Origin of the sequence: Mycobacterium sp., assembly GCF_052144515.1 — a bacterium.
Classification (GTDB): Bacteria; Actinomycetota; Actinomycetes; order Mycobacteriales; family Mycobacteriaceae; genus Mycobacterium.
In genome coordinates, this window is record NZ_JBKQQD010000400.1 from 1 (window position 1) to 15,178 (window position 15,178).

17 protein-coding genes and 1 riboswitch are annotated in these 15,178 nt (G+C 67.6%); of the genes, 8 read left to right on the top strand and 9 right to left on the bottom strand.

The features are described 5' to 3' along the window. Window positions 1-255: 255 nt before the first annotated feature. The 3 genes from ACLP9N_RS26390 to moaA form a co-directional block, all read right to left on the bottom strand. Window positions 256-1,146: a transglycosylase family protein gene (locus ACLP9N_RS26390; protein ID WP_442410146.1), complete on the bottom strand. Its 891-nt coding sequence runs from the start codon at window positions 1,144-1,146 to the stop codon at window positions 256-258. A 10-nt stretch (window positions 1,147-1,156) separates the two neighbouring features. Further along, window positions 1,157-1,341: riboswitch (cyclic di-AMP (ydaO/yuaA leader) on the bottom strand. 233 nt (window positions 1,342-1,574) lie between these two features. After that, window positions 1,575-1,850, bottom strand: coding sequence for a MoaD/ThiS family protein (locus ACLP9N_RS26395; protein ID WP_442410147.1), 276 nt, complete (start codon window positions 1,848-1,850; stop codon window positions 1,575-1,577). Then, the gene (gene moaA, locus ACLP9N_RS26400) at window positions 1,843-2,922 is read right to left on the bottom strand and encodes a GTP 3',8-cyclase MoaA (RefSeq protein ID WP_442410148.1); all 1,080 of its coding nucleotides are present in this window, start codon (window positions 2,920-2,922) and stop codon (window positions 1,843-1,845) included. Before moaA ends, ACLP9N_RS26395 begins: the two co-directional genes overlap by 8 nt. Before the next feature lie 211 nt (window positions 2,923-3,133). On the opposite strand from moaA, the gene ACLP9N_RS26405 reads away from it, so the two are divergent. The 4 genes from ACLP9N_RS26405 (at window position 3,134) to ACLP9N_RS26420 (ending at window position 7,294) form a co-directional block, all read left to right on the top strand. Further along, window positions 3,134-3,541 (top strand): cold-shock protein, encoded by a 408-nt coding sequence (locus ACLP9N_RS26405; RefSeq protein ID WP_442410149.1) that lies wholly within the window; start codon window positions 3,134-3,136, stop codon window positions 3,539-3,541. Window positions 3,542-3,820: 279 nt separating this feature from the next. Next, window positions 3,821-5,770 (top strand): acyl-CoA dehydrogenase family protein, encoded by a 1,950-nt coding sequence (locus ACLP9N_RS26410; RefSeq protein ID WP_442410150.1) that lies wholly within the window; start codon window positions 3,821-3,823, stop codon window positions 5,768-5,770. A gap of 31 nt (window positions 5,771-5,801) precedes the next feature. Then, a complete protein-coding gene (locus ACLP9N_RS26415) occupies window positions 5,802-6,803 on the top strand; it encodes a glutathione S-transferase family protein (protein WP_442410151.1) in 1,002 nt (333 codons plus the stop codon). A gap of 44 nt (window positions 6,804-6,847) precedes the next feature. Continuing rightward, complete coding sequence (locus ACLP9N_RS26420) at window positions 6,848-7,294, top strand: hypothetical protein (protein WP_442410152.1); 447 nt, start codon at window positions 6,848-6,850, stop codon at window positions 7,292-7,294. 4 nt (window positions 7,295-7,298) lie between these two features. On the opposite strand, the gene ACLP9N_RS26425 is transcribed toward ACLP9N_RS26420, so the two are convergent. Beyond that, on the bottom strand, window positions 7,299-7,799 hold the full coding sequence (locus ACLP9N_RS26425) for a DUF2771 domain-containing protein (protein ID WP_442410153.1): 501 nt from the start codon (window positions 7,797-7,799) through the stop codon (window positions 7,299-7,301). Further along, window positions 7,796-9,409, bottom strand: coding sequence for an MFS transporter (locus tag ACLP9N_RS26430; RefSeq protein WP_442410154.1), 1,614 nt, complete (start codon window positions 9,407-9,409; stop codon window positions 7,796-7,798). Before ACLP9N_RS26430 ends, ACLP9N_RS26425 begins: the two co-directional genes overlap by 4 nt. A gap of 210 nt (window positions 9,410-9,619) precedes the next feature. Here ACLP9N_RS26430 and ACLP9N_RS26435 point away from each other — a divergent pair, with 210 nt between their 5' ends. Further along, entirely contained in the window at window positions 9,620-10,438 is an 819-nt protein-coding gene (locus tag ACLP9N_RS26435) for a DUF3027 domain-containing protein (protein ID WP_442410162.1), read from the top strand. On the opposite strand, the gene ACLP9N_RS26440 is transcribed toward ACLP9N_RS26435, so the two are convergent. Together ACLP9N_RS26440 and ACLP9N_RS26445 are read right to left on the bottom strand one after the other, a co-directional pair. Next, the gene (locus ACLP9N_RS26440; protein ID WP_442410155.1) at window positions 10,435-10,890 is read right to left on the bottom strand and encodes an SRPBCC family protein; all 456 of its coding nucleotides are present in this window, start codon (window positions 10,888-10,890) and stop codon (window positions 10,435-10,437) included. The genes ACLP9N_RS26435 and ACLP9N_RS26440 overlap by 4 nt on opposite strands. Window positions 10,891-10,907: 17 nt before the next feature. Continuing rightward, window positions 10,908-11,183, bottom strand: a complete 276-nt coding sequence (locus ACLP9N_RS26445) for a DUF2530 domain-containing protein (protein ID WP_442410156.1) — start codon at window positions 11,181-11,183, stop codon at window positions 10,908-10,910. A gap of 92 nt (window positions 11,184-11,275) precedes the next feature. Here ACLP9N_RS26445 and ACLP9N_RS26450 point away from each other — a divergent pair, with 92 nt between their 5' ends. From ACLP9N_RS26450 to ACLP9N_RS26460, 3 genes are read left to right on the top strand one after another with little or no spacing between them, the layout of a single operon-like run. Then, on the top strand, window positions 11,276-11,707 hold the full coding sequence (locus tag ACLP9N_RS26450) for a MarR family transcriptional regulator (RefSeq protein WP_442410157.1): 432 nt from the start codon (window positions 11,276-11,278) through the stop codon (window positions 11,705-11,707). After that, the gene (locus ACLP9N_RS26455; protein WP_442410158.1) at window positions 11,704-12,558 is read left to right on the top strand and encodes a TrmH family RNA methyltransferase; all 855 of its coding nucleotides are present in this window, start codon (window positions 11,704-11,706) and stop codon (window positions 12,556-12,558) included. The genes ACLP9N_RS26450 and ACLP9N_RS26455 overlap by 4 nt, the downstream gene beginning before the upstream one ends. Beyond that, window positions 12,555-12,830, top strand: a complete 276-nt coding sequence (locus ACLP9N_RS26460; RefSeq protein ID WP_442410159.1) for a DUF2537 domain-containing protein — start codon at window positions 12,555-12,557, stop codon at window positions 12,828-12,830. Before ACLP9N_RS26455 ends, ACLP9N_RS26460 begins: the two co-directional genes overlap by 4 nt. Here ACLP9N_RS26460 and sepH read toward each other — a convergent pair. Continuing rightward, entirely contained in the window at window positions 12,827-13,627 is an 801-nt protein-coding gene (sepH, locus tag ACLP9N_RS26465) for a septation protein SepH (protein ID WP_442410160.1), read from the bottom strand. The genes ACLP9N_RS26460 and sepH overlap by 4 nt on opposite strands. Window positions 13,628-13,834: 207 nt before the next feature. Beyond that, window positions 13,835-14,965 (bottom strand): phosphoserine transaminase, encoded by a 1,131-nt coding sequence (gene serC / locus ACLP9N_RS26470; protein ID WP_442410161.1) that lies wholly within the window; start codon window positions 14,963-14,965, stop codon window positions 13,835-13,837. Window positions 14,966-15,178: the final 213 nt, after the last annotated feature.

A 15,178-nucleotide genomic window follows, 5' to 3' on the forward strand; every position in this document is an offset into this window, starting at 1 on the left:
CTGCCGCAGCAAAAAACGCATCCTGACCGACATCTTCACCCGAGCCAGCGCCCTCAACCTCGACCGACTGGCCACCCTCGGCCTGCACCACCGACCCACCGGCTGGGCCATCGCCTGACCCGGACCCGACCGCCAGGCAGTACCAGCACCTCGACCAACAATGCCGTCCACCACACACCACTTCGGGCACACCAACCACACCGGCAACCCGCCCCGCAGAGGGCACTACATCAGCAGCGTCCTAGTCTCGGACCGTTAGCTCACGGGCGACGGCTGCGCCAGCGCGTCCAGCGCGTCATTCCCTTGCACGTCCTCAGACCGGATCGCCTGCCACAGTTTCTTGGTGTAGCCGACGGTCGAGGCCTGCTGAGGGTCCGCGGGCGGCGGTGGAGCGTCGGCGGGCGGCGTCGGCGGGACGGCGTCCGCAGGCGGTGCCAGGTCGGCGGGCGGCGTCGGCGGGACGAAGTCCGCAGGCGGTGCCAGGTCGGCGGGCGGCGTCGGCGGGAGGGCGTCCGCGGGCGGTGCCAGGTCGGCGGGCGGCGTCGGCGGGAGGGCGTCCGCGGGCGGTGCCGGCGCGGGGTCGGCCACCGGAGCGGGTTGGTTGTTGGCAGCGAGCTGCACCGGCGGAGCCGGGTCGGCGGGCGGCGGTGGAGGCGGAGGTGGCGGGGGAGCGTCTGGAGGCGGTGCGTCCGGAGGCGGTGGGGCCTGCGGTGCAGGGTCGCCGTTGATTCCGGGCGCGTCCAGCGGCGCGTCCATGCCGGTGGGTAGGACGTTGCGCGGGGTCGGACCCGACAGCGGGCCACCACACACGGGCCACGCGCCGTGCCCCTGGGTCGCCAGCACTCGCTCAGCGACCGCGATCTGCTGTTCCCTGGTGGCGAGCTGGGCAGAAGGGGCGAATTGGTTACCGCCGTGCGAGGCCCAGGTGCCGGCGTTGAATTGCACGCCGCCGTAATAGCCGTTGCCGGTGTTGATTCCCCAGTTGCCGCCGGACTCGCAACGGGCTACCTGATCCCATTCGCCATCGGTGGCCGCGGCCGCCTGGCCGGCGAGGGCGATGCTGCCGCCGCCAAGTACCGCCCCGGTAAAGGCGATCTTGGCGACGCTGATGTTAGAAGTAGTGGGCTTACGGTGACGTCCACTCATACGCGCCGAAATTTCCTCTCTCGGTGCGCCTGCGAGGTCAGCTGTCGGGTTCGGGTGGGAGAGGCTACCCGGTCAGCGGCGTTTCCCGGAGGGAGACGACGCCGACTTCACCCCAAGGAGCCGTAAACGGCTCCGGTCCGATCACGGTGGACCGGTGGGTCCCCCGCCTCCATCCATTTTCGGTGTTCCCCCGCCTACTGGATGGAGCTTGGCGCGATAGGGAGGGAAGTACGCCACCGGTTGCTTGGCGAACTTCCGGAGACGCTAGCGGGTTCTGTTGGCCGAGTCACTTCTTACGAAACTCGGCGTTTCCCTCACGGCCATCTCCGAAAACCCCAGGAACACTTAGGGTTTGCGCAGGTCATCACTGCCGAAATCGGGCCGTGTCCGCGCCGTTATCGTTCCGTTACGTGACGTAATTCACATTCTCATCCGCCAGCAAACGGTGGTAGCACGTCGAGCGTGTCATGGGAGCGCAACGCCATGCTCTCGTCCCGAACTGCGACTCCGTCGCGCAGGTAAGAGCAGCGGTTCAACACGTTGGCGAGGCGTTCACCGCGCCCGGCGAGAGTCTGGACCAGTTCGGCCACCGTGGCGCCCGGGCGCAGGGTCATTGTCTCCGAATCAACACCGGCCGCCGCGCGCGCCGCGGCGAAGTAGCGGACCGTCACCTGGAGTCCGCCCGGTTCGTCGGGGCTAGCCACCGATGGCGCTCATCGGGCGGTCGGGCTGGATGAAGCCGGGGTCGTTGATGCCGTGGCCGGCCGGTTTGGCCCACATCGCAGCGCGCCACGCCGCCTCGATCGCGTCGTCGTCCGCGCCGCCGCGCAGCAGGCCGCGCAGGTCGGTCTCCTCGGTCGAGAACAGGCAGCTGCGGATTTGACCGTCGGCCGTCAACCGGGTGCGGTCACACGTCGAGCAGAAAGCGTGCGACACCGAGGCGATAACGCCAAACTTGCCCGCCGGGGTGTCCGGACCCGTGTCGACCAGCCAGAGCTCGGCCGGCGCCGAACCGCGCGGTGTCGGGTCCGGCTGCAGCCTGAAGTGCGGCCGCAGCGCCGCCAGCACGTCGTCGGCGCTGAGCGCGGCGTCCCGGCTCCACTGGTGTCCGGCGTCCAGCGGCATCTGCTCGATGACCCGCAAGTGGTAGCCGTGCTGCAGGCAGAAACGCAGCAGCTCGACGACGTCCTCGCGGCCGGTGACGGGGTCGAGAACCGCATTCACCTTGACCGGCGCCAGGCCCGCTTCCTTGGCGGCGGCCAGGCCGGCGAGCACGTCCGCGAGCCGGTCCCGCCGGGTGATGGCCGCGAAGCGGGCCGGATCTACGCTGTCCAGCGAGATGTTGACCCGGTCCAGGCCCGCCTCGGCCAGAGCAACGGCCCTGCGCTCTAGCCCGACACCGTTGGTGGTCAGCGAAATCTCCGGGCGGGGCCGCAGGCTGGCCGCCGCTGCGATCACCTTTTCGAGGTGGCGGGCCAACAGTGGTTCGCCACCGGTGAACCGCACGCTGGTCACGCCAAGCCGGGTGACGGCGATATGCATGAGCCTGCCCAGCTCGTCGGGCCGCAGCAGGTGGCGGCTGGGCAGCCAGTCCAGGCCCTCGGCCGGCATGCAATAGCTGCACCGGAGATTGCAGCGGTCGGTCAGCGAGACCCGCAGATCGCTGGCGACCCTTCCGAAGGTGTCGCGGAGTGGACCAGCGGTGGGTACGTCGGCGAATCCGGCGTGCGGGCTTGCCCGGCGCACGGTCGGTACCCCCAACGCGGTCAGCGTCATGCCGGCACCCGCTCGAAGCCGAGCCAGCTGGCGTTCATGATCAGGGGCATATCTCCTCCAGCGGTAATGCCACCCTACCGAGTGCCGGCCAAACTGGGTGCTTGCCGAGCAACGATCCGAGTAGGATCACTTCGCATATCGCGTCCTGCGCAGGCGGGACGCTTCTTCTGTTAGCCATCCGAGCGACCCGTCAGACAAGCAGGTGAGACCAGTGCCGACCGGCAAGGTGAAGTGGTACGACTCCGAAAAGGGGTTCGGCTTCTTGTCGCAAGAGGACGGCGAGGACGTCTACGTCCGCTCCTCGGCGTTGCCTGAGGGTGTCGAGGGCCTCAAGGCCGGGCAGCGGGTGGAATTCGGTGTCGCTTCCGGCCGGCGCGGACCTCAGGCATTGAGCCTCAAGCTGATTGATCCGCCGCCGAGCCTGACCCGGACACGCCGCGAGGCGCCGGCGGAGCACAAGCACACCCCCGATGAGCTGCACGGCATGGTCGAGGACATGATCACCCTGTTAGAGGGCGCGGTGCAGCCCGAACTGCGTAAGGGCCGCTATCCGGACCGCAAGACGGCCCGCCGGGTCTCTGAGGTGGTCAGGGCGGTGGCGCGGGAGCTCGACGCCTAGCTCGGCGCGCTGCGCCGCGGCGGAGTCTTGTCACATCCGCCTCATGGGTCTCTGGTCGGGGTGGATGCTCTTTGTGTCCGCCTCACAGCGAAACACTTCGTTGATGCTGTGAGGCAGACAAATTGTGCGCCTGCCGGGTGGAGAGGCTCGTGTGACAACTGCGACCAATGCGACGCGATTGCCACCTAGAAAATTACACGTGCACCCGAAGCTACCGGAGAGTAACTTGGGGATCGGGTACCCAATGCCTGAATGTGATTCGTTTGCGAGGAGGCGGCGATGGCACAGCAAACGCAGGTCACCGAGGAGCAAGCGAGAGCGCTGGCTGAGGAATCTCGCGAAAGTGGTTGGGATAAGCCATCTTTCGCCAAGGAACTCTTCCTCGGTCGCTTCCCGTTGGAGCTCATCCACCCATTCCCCAGGCCGTCCGACGCGGAGGAGGCTCGCGCTGAGGCGTTTCTCGAGAAGCTGCGGGAGTTTCTCGGCACCGTCGACGGCAGCGTCATCGAGCGAGATGCCCAGATTCCCGATGAATATGTGAAGGGCTTGGCCGAACTGGGCTGCTTCGGCATCAAAATACCGTCCGAGTACGGCGGCCTGAACATGTCGCAAGTTGGCTACAACCGCGCCCTGATGATGGTTTCGACCGTTCATCCCAGCCTCGGCGCATTGCTGTCGGCCCATCAGTCGATCGGGGTACCCGAACCACTCAAGCTGGCCGGGACCGAGGAGCAGAAGCGAAAGTTCCTGCCGCGTTGTGCCGCCGGCGCCGTGTCGGCGTTCTTGCTCACCGAACCGGACGTGGGCTCAGACCCGGCGCGCCTGGCTTCCACCGCGACGCCCATCGAGGACGGACAGGCCTACGAATTGGAGGGCCTGAAGCTGTGGACCACCAACGGCGTGGTCGCCGAACTGCTGGTGGTGATGGCCCGCGTCCCCAAGAGCGACGGGCACCGCGGGGGAATCAGCGCATTCGTTGTCGAGGCCGATTCGCCCGGGATCACCGTGGAACGGCGCAACAAATTCATGGGAGTGCGCGGCATCGAAAATGGCGTGACCAGGCTGCACCGCGTTCGAGTCCCCGCCGAAAACCTGATCGGGCGGGAAGGCGACGGTCTGAAGATCGCGCTGACCACGCTCAACGCCGGACGGCTGTCCTTGCCCGCGGTGGTGACCGGGTCCTCCAAGTGGTCGTTGAAGATAGCGCGGGAATGGTCGTGCGAGCGCGTGCAGTGGGGAAAGCCGGTGGGCAAGCACGAGGCCGTGGCCAGCAAGCTCGCCTTCATGGCCGCCACCACTTACGCGCTCGACGCCGTACTCGAATTGGCCGGTCAGATGGCCGACGAGGGTCGCAATGACATCCGCATCGAGGCGGCGTTGGCCAAATTGTGGTCCAGCGAGATGGCCGGCCAGATCGTCGATGAGCTGTTGCAGATCCGCGGCGGCCGCGGCTACGAGACCGCCGAGTCCCTTGCCGCCCGCGGGGAGCGCGCGGTCCCGGTGGAACAAGCCGCGCGGGACCTGCGGATCAACCGCATCTTCGAAGGATCCAGTGAAATCATGCGGTTGCTGATCGCCCGTGAGGCGGTGGACGCTCACTTGACTGCCGCCGGTGATCTCGCCAACCCGAAAGCCGATTTGCGGCAGAAGGCCGCGGCCGCGGCCGGTGCGAGCGGATTCTATGCAAAGTGGTTGCCCAAGCTGGTTTTTGGCGAGGGGCAAAAACCCACCGCATACCGCGAATTCGGCGCCCTGGCGACTCATCTGCGCTTCGTCGAACGCTCTTCTCGTAAGTTGGCTCGCAACACCTTCTACGGGATGGCGCGCTGGCAAGCCGGTCTGGAGCAAAAGCAGGGATTCCTCGGCCGCGTCGTCGACATCGGTGCGGAGCTGTTCGCGATGTCCGCGGTCTGTGTGCGGGCCGAGGCGCAGCGAGCCGCCGCCGCGGCCGAAGGTGAACAGGGATACGAACTGGCCGATGCGTTCTGCCAGCAGGCCACCCTGCGGGTGGAGGCTCTGTTCCACGCCCTGTGGACCAACACCGACGGCACCGACGTCCGACTGGCCAATGACGTCCTAGAGGGCCGCTACACCTGGCTGGAACGGGGGATCATCGACCAGTCAGAGGGGACCGGACCGTGGATCGCGCACTGGGAACCGGGCCCGTCCACCGAGGCCAATGTGGCCCGGCGGTTTCTGACGGCGCCATCAACCGAGGCGAAACTCTAGCCGCCATCCTGGGTGAGGCAGGATTGTCGCCATGGCCTCCTACGTCGGCGCCGGCGAGTTCAACCGCGACACCAACTACATCACCACCCGCATCACCGCCGACGGGCGCGACGGCTATCCGGTTGAGCCCGGCCGGTACCGGCTCGTCGTTGCCCGTGCTTGCCCGTGGGCCAACCGCGCGATCATCGTCCGTCGGCTGTTGGGTCTGGAAGATGTTCTTTCCATTGGATTTTGCGGCCCGACCCATGACCAACGCAGTTGGACGTTCGATCTCGATCCGGGCGGAGTCGACCCGGTGCTCAAGATTCCACGGCTACAAGACGCCTACTTCAAGCGGTTCCCCGACTACCCGAAAGGCATCACCGTCCCGGCGGTGGTCGATGTCCCGACCGGTGCGGTGGTCACCAACGATTTCGCGCAGATGACCCTGGATTTCTCCACCGAGTGGACCGCCTACCACCGCGACGGCGCGCCACAGCTATACCCCGAGCCGCTGCGGGACGACATCGACGAGGTGAGCAAGCGGGTCTACACCGAGGTCAACAACGGCGTCTACCGGTGTGGCTTCGCGGGCTCGCAACAGGCTTACGACGCCGCCTACGATCGGCTGTTCACCGCGCTGGATTGGCTGAGCGATCGGCTGGCGCGCCAGCGATACCTGGTGGGCGACACCATCACCGAGGCCGACGTGCGGCTGTTCACCACCCTGGCCCGCTTCGACCCGGTCTACCACGGGCATTTCAAGTGCAATCGCTCCAAACTGTCCGAGATGCCGGTGCTGTGGGCCTACGCGCGCGACCTGTTCCAGGCACCGGGCTTCGGCGACACCGTCGACTTCGTCCAGATCAAGCAGCACTACTACATCGTGCATTCCGATATCAACCCCACCGGTATCGTGCCCAAGGGCCCCTACCTGAGCGGCTGGTTGACCGCACACGGCCGGGAAGCCTTGGGGGGCAGGCCTTTCGGTGACGGCTCGCCCCCAGGGCCGCCGGCCGACGGCGAGCGAGTTCCGGCCGGGCACGGCGCGTGACTTTCGGTCGTGGCCGGCCGCCACGCAAGTGTTAAAGTCCGCGCATGGCGGTGGCTGCATTCGTTTTGTCGCTGTGTGCGCTGATCGTGTCGCTGGGCGCGATGGTCGCCGCGATCATGTCGGTTCGGCTTGCGCGGCTGTCCGCGAACGCCGCGAGCCGTTCGGCTGATCTGGCCGAGATCGTCGAGAGGGGCAGGCGTTACGGCTGGCGCATCGAGGCCAGGACCAGCGACAAGCCGCGCAGGTTCTACACGCTGCGCAATGTCGGCACGGTCAACGCGCGCGACGTCACGCTGACGGGGGACTACAAGGAGCTCGCGTTCCTCGACGGTCAGGGCTCGGTGAATGTCGCGGCGGGTCAGGCCCGGCTGTTCTCGACGATGCAGCCCAGCGAGAACCAACCATGCGAAATACACATCACCTGGACGCCGGACCTGCCCGACGCCGAGCCGTTGACGTGGACCGAGACACCACCGTCGGCACGTCAATAGTTCTTCAATAGTTAAGGTGCACAGACCATTCCGCGTGCGGCACGTCGCGTAGCTCACCGGAGGGGTCGACCACCAATGTCAGCAACTGCACGACTATCCCGGTCAGCTCCCCGCGCTGCGGGTCGACGGTGGGGATGGTGACCGCCAGCCGGCTGTTCGGCCGGAACAGGGTGCTGGTGGTGTTGGTGGGGTCCTCATACACCTGCAGCAGCCGCCACGGTGCCCGCGAGATGGCTTCGGGCACCGACAGCTGCACCGGGTAGCGCGCGCTCGCCGGCAGCTCACCTTGGGCTTGCGGGGTCTGACAGTCGTCGAGGTTGAGCACGTTGCAGTACTGGTACGGTCCCACGCGGATCAGGTGGCCGTGTGAATACGCGCTGATCTCGGGTGCCTGCGGGCCGGGCTTGCACACCAGCAGCCACGCGCCGACCCCGGCCGCGACGGACAGCAGCACCACGACGACCGCGAGCAGCGCGGCCGCGCCGCGATTGAATCCACGCTTCACCTACGCACCGCCGACGGGCTGTCGGCGCCGCGGCGCTTGCTTTCCTGCTCGACCAAGACGGGCCGATTACCGCCGAGGCCGGGGATCAACGAGTCACCGCGGAAGCTGACGACGGTTTGGGCCAAACCCAAAATCAGCAGGGCGCTGACGGCGGTGAAGCCCACCCACAATTCGGTGTAGACCAAAACGCCCAGCGCGCCGCCCAGCACCCAGGCCAGCTGCAGGGTCGACTCCGAGCGCCCGAAGCCCGAGGCGCGCGATTCTTCGGGCAGGTCGTTTTGCAGTGAGGCGTCCAGCGAGGCCTTCGCGATTGCGCTGGAGCCCGCGGTGACCAGGGTGGCGATGGTGGCCACCACGAGATTGCCGGCCACCGCGGCTGCCAATGCCAACACCGTCACGGCCACGGTGCAGCGCACCACCAGGACGGCCGGCCTGCCCAGTTGCAGGCGCGCGCTGGTGAAGTTGCCGGCGAAATTGCCGATCGCGGCCGCGGCGCCGATCATGCCCAGCATGCCCAGCTGATACCAGGCGCTGGCTTGATGCGCCTTGGCGACAAACGCCGGATACAAGAACAGGAAGCCGACCATCACCTTGATGGTGCAGTTGCCCCACAACGAGGTAATGATGTTGCGGCCCAACGGCTGTCGAAGCGTACCGCTGACCTTCTTGACTTCTTCTGGCCAGCTTCGCGACGACGGGTTCAGTGGGTCGCTGTGCCGGCGATAGCTCAACGTGGCGGGAACCTCGCCGGTGGTCACCTCGACCCAGCGCGGAATCCGCATCGACAGCAAGGCGCCGGCGACCGTGACCGCGATGACGACGAACAACGCGCCGGGCAGCTTGAACAGGTGGGTGCAGACGAACTCGACGCCGCCCGCGATGGCGCCCCCGGCGATGGTGCCGCCCAGCAGTCCGAACACCGTCAGCCGGGAATTGACCCGCACCAGGTCGATGGTCGGCGGCATCACCCTCGGCGTCACCGCGCTGCGCAGCACGCTGAACGACTTGGAGAACACCATCATGGCCAGCGCGCACGGATACAGCACCATCGACGGGTAGCTGCCGCTCGCGCCGTCGTAATTCATGATCAGCACCACCGCCAGTGCGGTGCGCAACGCGAACGAGGCCGCCAGCGCGACACGGCGGCCGTGCTGCAGCCGGTCCAGCGCCGGACCGATGAGCGGTGCGATCACCGCAAACGGCGCGATGGTGATCAACAGGTACAGCGCGACCTTGGACTTGCTCTCCCCGCTGGCCGCCGCGAAGAACAGAGTGTTGGCCAGCGCGACGGCCATTGCGGCGTCGACGGCGAAGTTCGCCACCACCGGCCACGTCAGCGCGGTCAGCCCGGACTTGTCGGCGCCGTCGGCGGTCGCGGCCCGCTGGACCATCCAGTACATCCGGGAACCCATTTCGCGGCTACGCATTGCCGCGGCGCGGGTGACGGTGATTCGTTCGTTGGGGGTGGGACCGCGGGGCGGCGCGCCGCTGGGTTTGGATTCCGGCCGCTGTTGTTCGCCCAACGGCGGGAGATAGCGGTTGGCGCTGGGCATCGGCGGCGGGCGGCGCGCGCGGCGATAGTCAGAGTCGTCGGCGGGGTAGTTGGCCATGCCCGGATGCTGGTTGGCCGATCCATTACGGGTGCGGTGGCCTGAGGTTGAGGCGACTCTGCCCGGGTGATCACGCCGCCGTCCTGACACATATCAATTCTGTCCTATGCCGTCAGGCAACCGGGCGTGGCTCGCCAACCTAGTATTGGAGGCGCATTGCAGAAAGGGGACAGCGTGACCCGACCCTTCGGGGATTCCATTGACGGATCCGTGGACTCCGCCTTCGAAACTGGCGCCGTGACCGTGGCCGACTGGCCCGCGGAGACGGCGGCGCTGCTCATCGATGCCGTCGATCAGGCCAGGGCCGCCGTCGCGGAGTTCAGCGGCCCCGACGCGGTGGGAGACTACCTGGGCGTCGGCTACGAAGATCCAACCGCCGCCACCCACCGGTTTCTGGCGCATCTGCCCGGCTACCAGGGCTGGCAGTGGGCCGTCGTCGTCGCTGCCTATCCCGGTGCCGAGCAGGCCACGGTCAGCGAGGTGGTGCTGGTCCCCGGACCGACGGCGCTGCTGGCGCCCGAATGGGTGCCGTGGGAGCAGCGGGTCAAGCCGGGGGATCTCAACCCTGGAGACCTGCTCGCGCCTGCCAAGGACGATCCGCGGCTGGTTCCCGGTTACACCGCCAGTGGTGACCCGCAGGTGGACGAGACCGCCGCCGAAATCGGGCTGGGACGTCGCTGGGTGATGGGTCTGTGGGGCCGAGCGGAGGCCGCCCAGCGCTGGCACGACGGCGACTACGGCCCGGACTCGGCGATGGCGCGCTCGACCAAACGGACGTGCCGCGACTGTGGATTCTTCCTGCCGCTGGCGGGATCGCTCGGCGCCATGTTCGGCGTGTGCGGCAACGAACTGTCCGCCGACGGGCATGTCGTCGACAAGTACTACGGTTGCGGCGCCCATTCCGACACCCCCGCTGCGGCGGGCACTGGTTCGCCGATCTATGACCCCTACGACGACGGCGTGCTCGACGTCATGGAAACGCAGACAGCAAGCCCAGCCGAGCCGTCCGAATCGGAGTCGCCCGACTAGCCCTTCTCGGCGGCGGCTTTGAGTTTGGCCAACGTGGCGTTCATGCCGTCGACCAATTCGCGTTCGAAGTTCGTGGTCCCGCCCAATACCGCATTGATCGACATGCTGGAAAACGCGCTGACGCCGTTTTCGGCGTGACGGCTCTCAATCACCCTGGTGCCCTGGCCATTCGGCTCGAGCTCGTAGCTCCAGATCGTGCGGTTGGCGTCGACCCGGAACGTCAGCTTCTTTTCCGGAATGACCTCGACAACCGTGCTTGTGGTGGGCCAGAACAGACGGTTGCGGCGGTTGAAGTTCAGCGTGCGGGTGCCCTGGCGAAGCGGACCGAAGGGCCGCATCCAGCGGCACTGCGGGCTCCACTGTGGCATTCGTCGAAAATCGGATATCAAGGCCCACACCTTCGACGCCGGGGCGTCGATGTCTATTTGCGCCTGCAACAGCGGGGTCGCCATTTGTCCTCCGAGGCAATCTATTTCGGGTCGAGAAAAGTCTCGAGTCCGGACTGTGCACCGCGCGCACCCCGGCGCGCAGCCGCAAGCTGCAACAGGAAGATGCTCGTCCCCACCAACCCGGTTCCCAGTCCGGCCAGCATCATCGGACGCCAATTCTGCAGGGAGGGCACGACGAACGCCGCGACCGTCGCCAGCAGCCAGCCCAGCTCGCCGACCGCGATGATCGGCCACACTGCGAGCAGCCTGGCGGGCAGCGGAGGCGGCTCGCGGCTGGGGCCAGGCTCGGTGCTCATCGCGATCAACATAGCCCGGCGACGATGCGGGACCAAAGCCCGAAGTCTGTCGTTTCTCACAACTGCTCATAGGTTCGATGTAACCTCGCGCCATGGCTGACAGCGATGCGCGGCTGGCCGCCGACCTGTCGCTGGCGGTCATGCGGCTGGCCCGCCAACTGCGGTTTCGGAATCCGCAATCGCCGGTGTCGCTGTCCCAGCTGTCGGCGCTGACGACCCTGGCCAACGAGGGTGCGATGACGCCCGGCGCCCTGGCGATTCGCGAGCGGGTCCGACCGCCGTCGATGACCCGGGTGATCGCCTCCCTGGCCGACGAGGGCTTCGTGGATCGCGCACCGCACCCCGTCGACGGCCGGCAGGTGGTGGTGTCGGTGTCCGAGTCCGGCGCCGAGTTGGTCAAGGCGGCGCGACGTGCCCGCCAGGAGTGGCTGGCCGAGCGGCTCGCGACGCTGGACAGCGACAAGCGCTGCACCCTGCGCGAGGCCGCCGACATCATCTTGGCGTTGGTCGACGAAAGCCCGTGACTGCGCCGGACGTGGACGTTCAGGACGTCCAGGTTGTCGAAGATCCCGACGATCCCCGGCTCGACGACTTCCGCGACCTGAACAGCGTCGACCGTCGCCCCGATCTGCCGACCGGCAAAGGCCTGGTAATCGCCGAGGGCGTGCTGGTCGTGCAGCGCATGCTGGCGTCTCGGTTCACCCCGCACGCGATGCTCGGTACCGACCGCAGGCTGGCTGAACTGCGGGACGATCTGGCCGGGGCCGGCACCGGCAGGGGCGCCCAGGCGCCGTACTATCGGGCGTCCGCCGACGTCATGGCGCGGGTGGTCGGCTTCCACCTCAATCGCGGGGTGCTGGCCGCCGCGCGGCGGGTACCCGAACGGACCGTCGCTGAAGTGGTCGACGGTGCCCACACCGTCGCGGTGCTCGAAGGCGTCAACGACCACGAGAACCTCGGCTCGATCTTTCGGAACGCGGCGGGGCTGGGCGTGGACGCGGTGGTGTTCGGCAGCGGCTGCGCCGATCCGCTATACCGTCGCGCCGTCCGGGTGTCGATGGGTCATGCGTTGCTGGTGCCGTACGCGCGGGCAGCGGACTGGCCCGCCGACCTGGTGACGCTGAAGGAACGCGGCTTTCGGCTGTTGGCGATGACGCCACACCGGGAAGCGCGGGCGCTGCCGGAGGCGATGGCCGCGGTGCGCGATGAACGGATCGCGGTGCTGGTGGGCGCCGAAGGCCCCGGACTGACAGCGGCCGTCCAACGGTTGAGCGATGTGCGGGTGCGCATCCCGATGTCGCGGGGCACCGACTCGTTGAATGTCGCGACCGCCGCGGCGCTGGCCTTCTACGAGCGGGCTAGGGTGGGCTCGTGAGTGACGCGCCCGTGCCATGGGGAACGGGTTTGACGGTCGCCGGGTTCGTCGCCGCAGTCACCGCCATGGCAGTTGTGGTGCTCAGCCTCGGACTGATCCGGGTGCATCCGCTGTTGGCCGTCGGGCTCAACATCGTGGCGGCTGGGGGGCTGGCGCCGACACTGTGGGGCTGGCGGCGCACTCCCGTCCTGCGCTGGTTTGTGCTGGGCGCGGGGGTGGGTGTGACCGGCGCGTGGGTGACGCTGCTGGCCCTGACAGCTGCCGGCGGTTAGCCCCGCCCGCCTGAACGAACCCCGAGCAGCACATCTTCCCAGGCCGGAACGGCCGGCTTGCCGCGCCGGCTGCTTGCCGGGCTGCTCACCGGTTGTTCGGGGGCGGCGGGGTCCGGGGGAGCTTGGGCGGCCTGGGCGGCTTGGGCGGTCACGCCCGCGGGCTCGTCGAACTCGAGGCGGGCCACCGGCGCCAGTGGCCGCAGTGGGGGTGTGAAGTCCGGGTCGATCAACTCACTGGCCGGGTCGTCCATTGCGGTCACGATTCCGCCGTGGGCGCCCGGAGTGAAGCAGAAGTGCGCGAGGTTGTCGGAACGGCCGGCCTGCCACGAAAGCTGAACCGTCCAGCGGCCGTCCTCGTTGCGCCAGGAGTCCCAGCTCAGCTTGGCCGGGTTGAGGCCGCGTGCCACCAGCGCGGTGGAGACGGTTTCCAGGAGCGTCAGCACTGCGGGACCATCGGCGAGTAGCGGGTGTGCGGCGGTTGCCAGCTCCGCGGCCCGCGAGCGTTCCAGCAAGACCGGGTGGGCGAATCGCCGGATCCGCGCGATGTCGGAGCCCGACGCCGTCGCCACCTGTTCGACCGACGCACCGGCGCGAATCCGGGCCTGGATCTCTTTGGGGCTCAGCATGTCGGTGATTTCGATGTCGAGCTGTGGCTGGTCGAGCGCCGCCGCGTCGCCGCGCACAGCCGCCCGCAGCCGGTCGTCGACCGGGAGCTTGAACTGTTCGCCGGGGGTGCCGCCCTCGCAGATGATGTTCTTGCCGTCGGCATCGAGTCCAACCACTTTGAGTTCCCGCATGGCTTCTCCTCGCAGGCTCCGTGCAGATCAGCGCCGGACCCCTTCAGGGCGCACTCTAATGCGCTAGGCGTCGTTAACCTGGCTGACACGCGGAAACGGTTCAGTTCGGAGCTAGCGTTCTCGTCGCCTGCCGGGCCCCAGCGTCACGCCTGCGTGTCCCCGGCAAGCGGGTGGTGCCCCCCAGCTAGGCGATTAGGAAGGGACGGGTTACAGCCGCTCCACTACCCAGTCGACGCACTCGGTGAGGGCGCTGACGTCGTCGGGCTCGACGGCGGGGAACATCGCGACCCTCAGCTGGTTGCGGCCGAGCTTGCGGTACGGCTCGGTGTCGACAATGCCATTGGCCCGGAGGACCTTGGCGACAGCCGCGGCGTCCACGTCGTCGACGAAGTCGATCGTGCCCACCACCTGAGAACGCAGGCCGGGGTCGGCGACGAACGGTGTGGTGTACGGCCGCTCCTGCGCCCACGAGTACAACCGCTGCGATGAATCCGCGGTGCGCTTGACCGCCCAGTCCAGCCCGCCATTGCCCAGCAACCAGTCCAGCTGCTCGGCCATCAGCGCCAGGGTTGCGATCGCCGGCGTGTTGTACGTCTGGTCCTTGAGGCTGTTCTCTATCGCGATCGGGAGCGACAGGAAGTCGGGAACCCAGCGACCCGACGCCGCGATGGACTCGACCCTGGCCAGCGCGGCCGGGCTCATGATGGCCAGCCATAGGCCGCCATCGCTGGCGAAGTTCTTCTGCGGTGAGAAGTAATAGGCGTCGACCTCGGTGATGTCGACCGGCAGGCCACCGGCGCCGGAGGTGGCGTCGATGAGGACCAGTGCGTCACCCGAGCCGGCCGGGCGGTGGACCGGCACGGCGACCCCAGTCGAGGTCTCGTTGTGCGCCCAACCGATCACATCGACCGACGGGTCGCTCTGCGGCTCCGGGGCGCTGCCGGCGTCCGACTTGATGATGATGGGATCGCCGACGAACGGGTTCTTGACGACACAGGAGGCGAACTTCGAGCTGAACTCGCCGTAGGACAGGTGCAGTGAGCGCTTGTCGATCAGCCCGAATGCCGCGGCATCCCAGAACGCCGTCGCGCCGCCATTGCCCAGAATGACCTGGTAACCGTCCGGCACGGAGAACAGATCGGCCACCCCCGACCGAACCCGGCCCACCAGGTTCTTGACTGGCGCCTGGCGGTGCGATGTGCCGAACAGTGCCGCCGCGGTCGTGGTCAGTGCCTGTAATTGCTCGGGTCGGACCTTCGACGGGCCACACCCGAAGCGGCCGTCGCGGGGTTTGATGACGCTGGGAATTTCAAGCGGAGTCTGGAGCTGGTCAGCCATAGTCCCCAGCGTAATGAGCGGCCAACGTGTGACTCCGCACACACCGTGCGCGTGACCACTGGTCAGCCCACAGCGCTCCGCACAGGCCCGTAGTGCCTCAAATCAAGATGCCCGCGAAATTTTGTCCGTGCCTCAGGTAGGAATGCCCGCGAAACGGGCCGGTTCAGCTGGCCTTGATCCGGATGCCTTTGCGGATGTCGGGTAGGGCGGTGG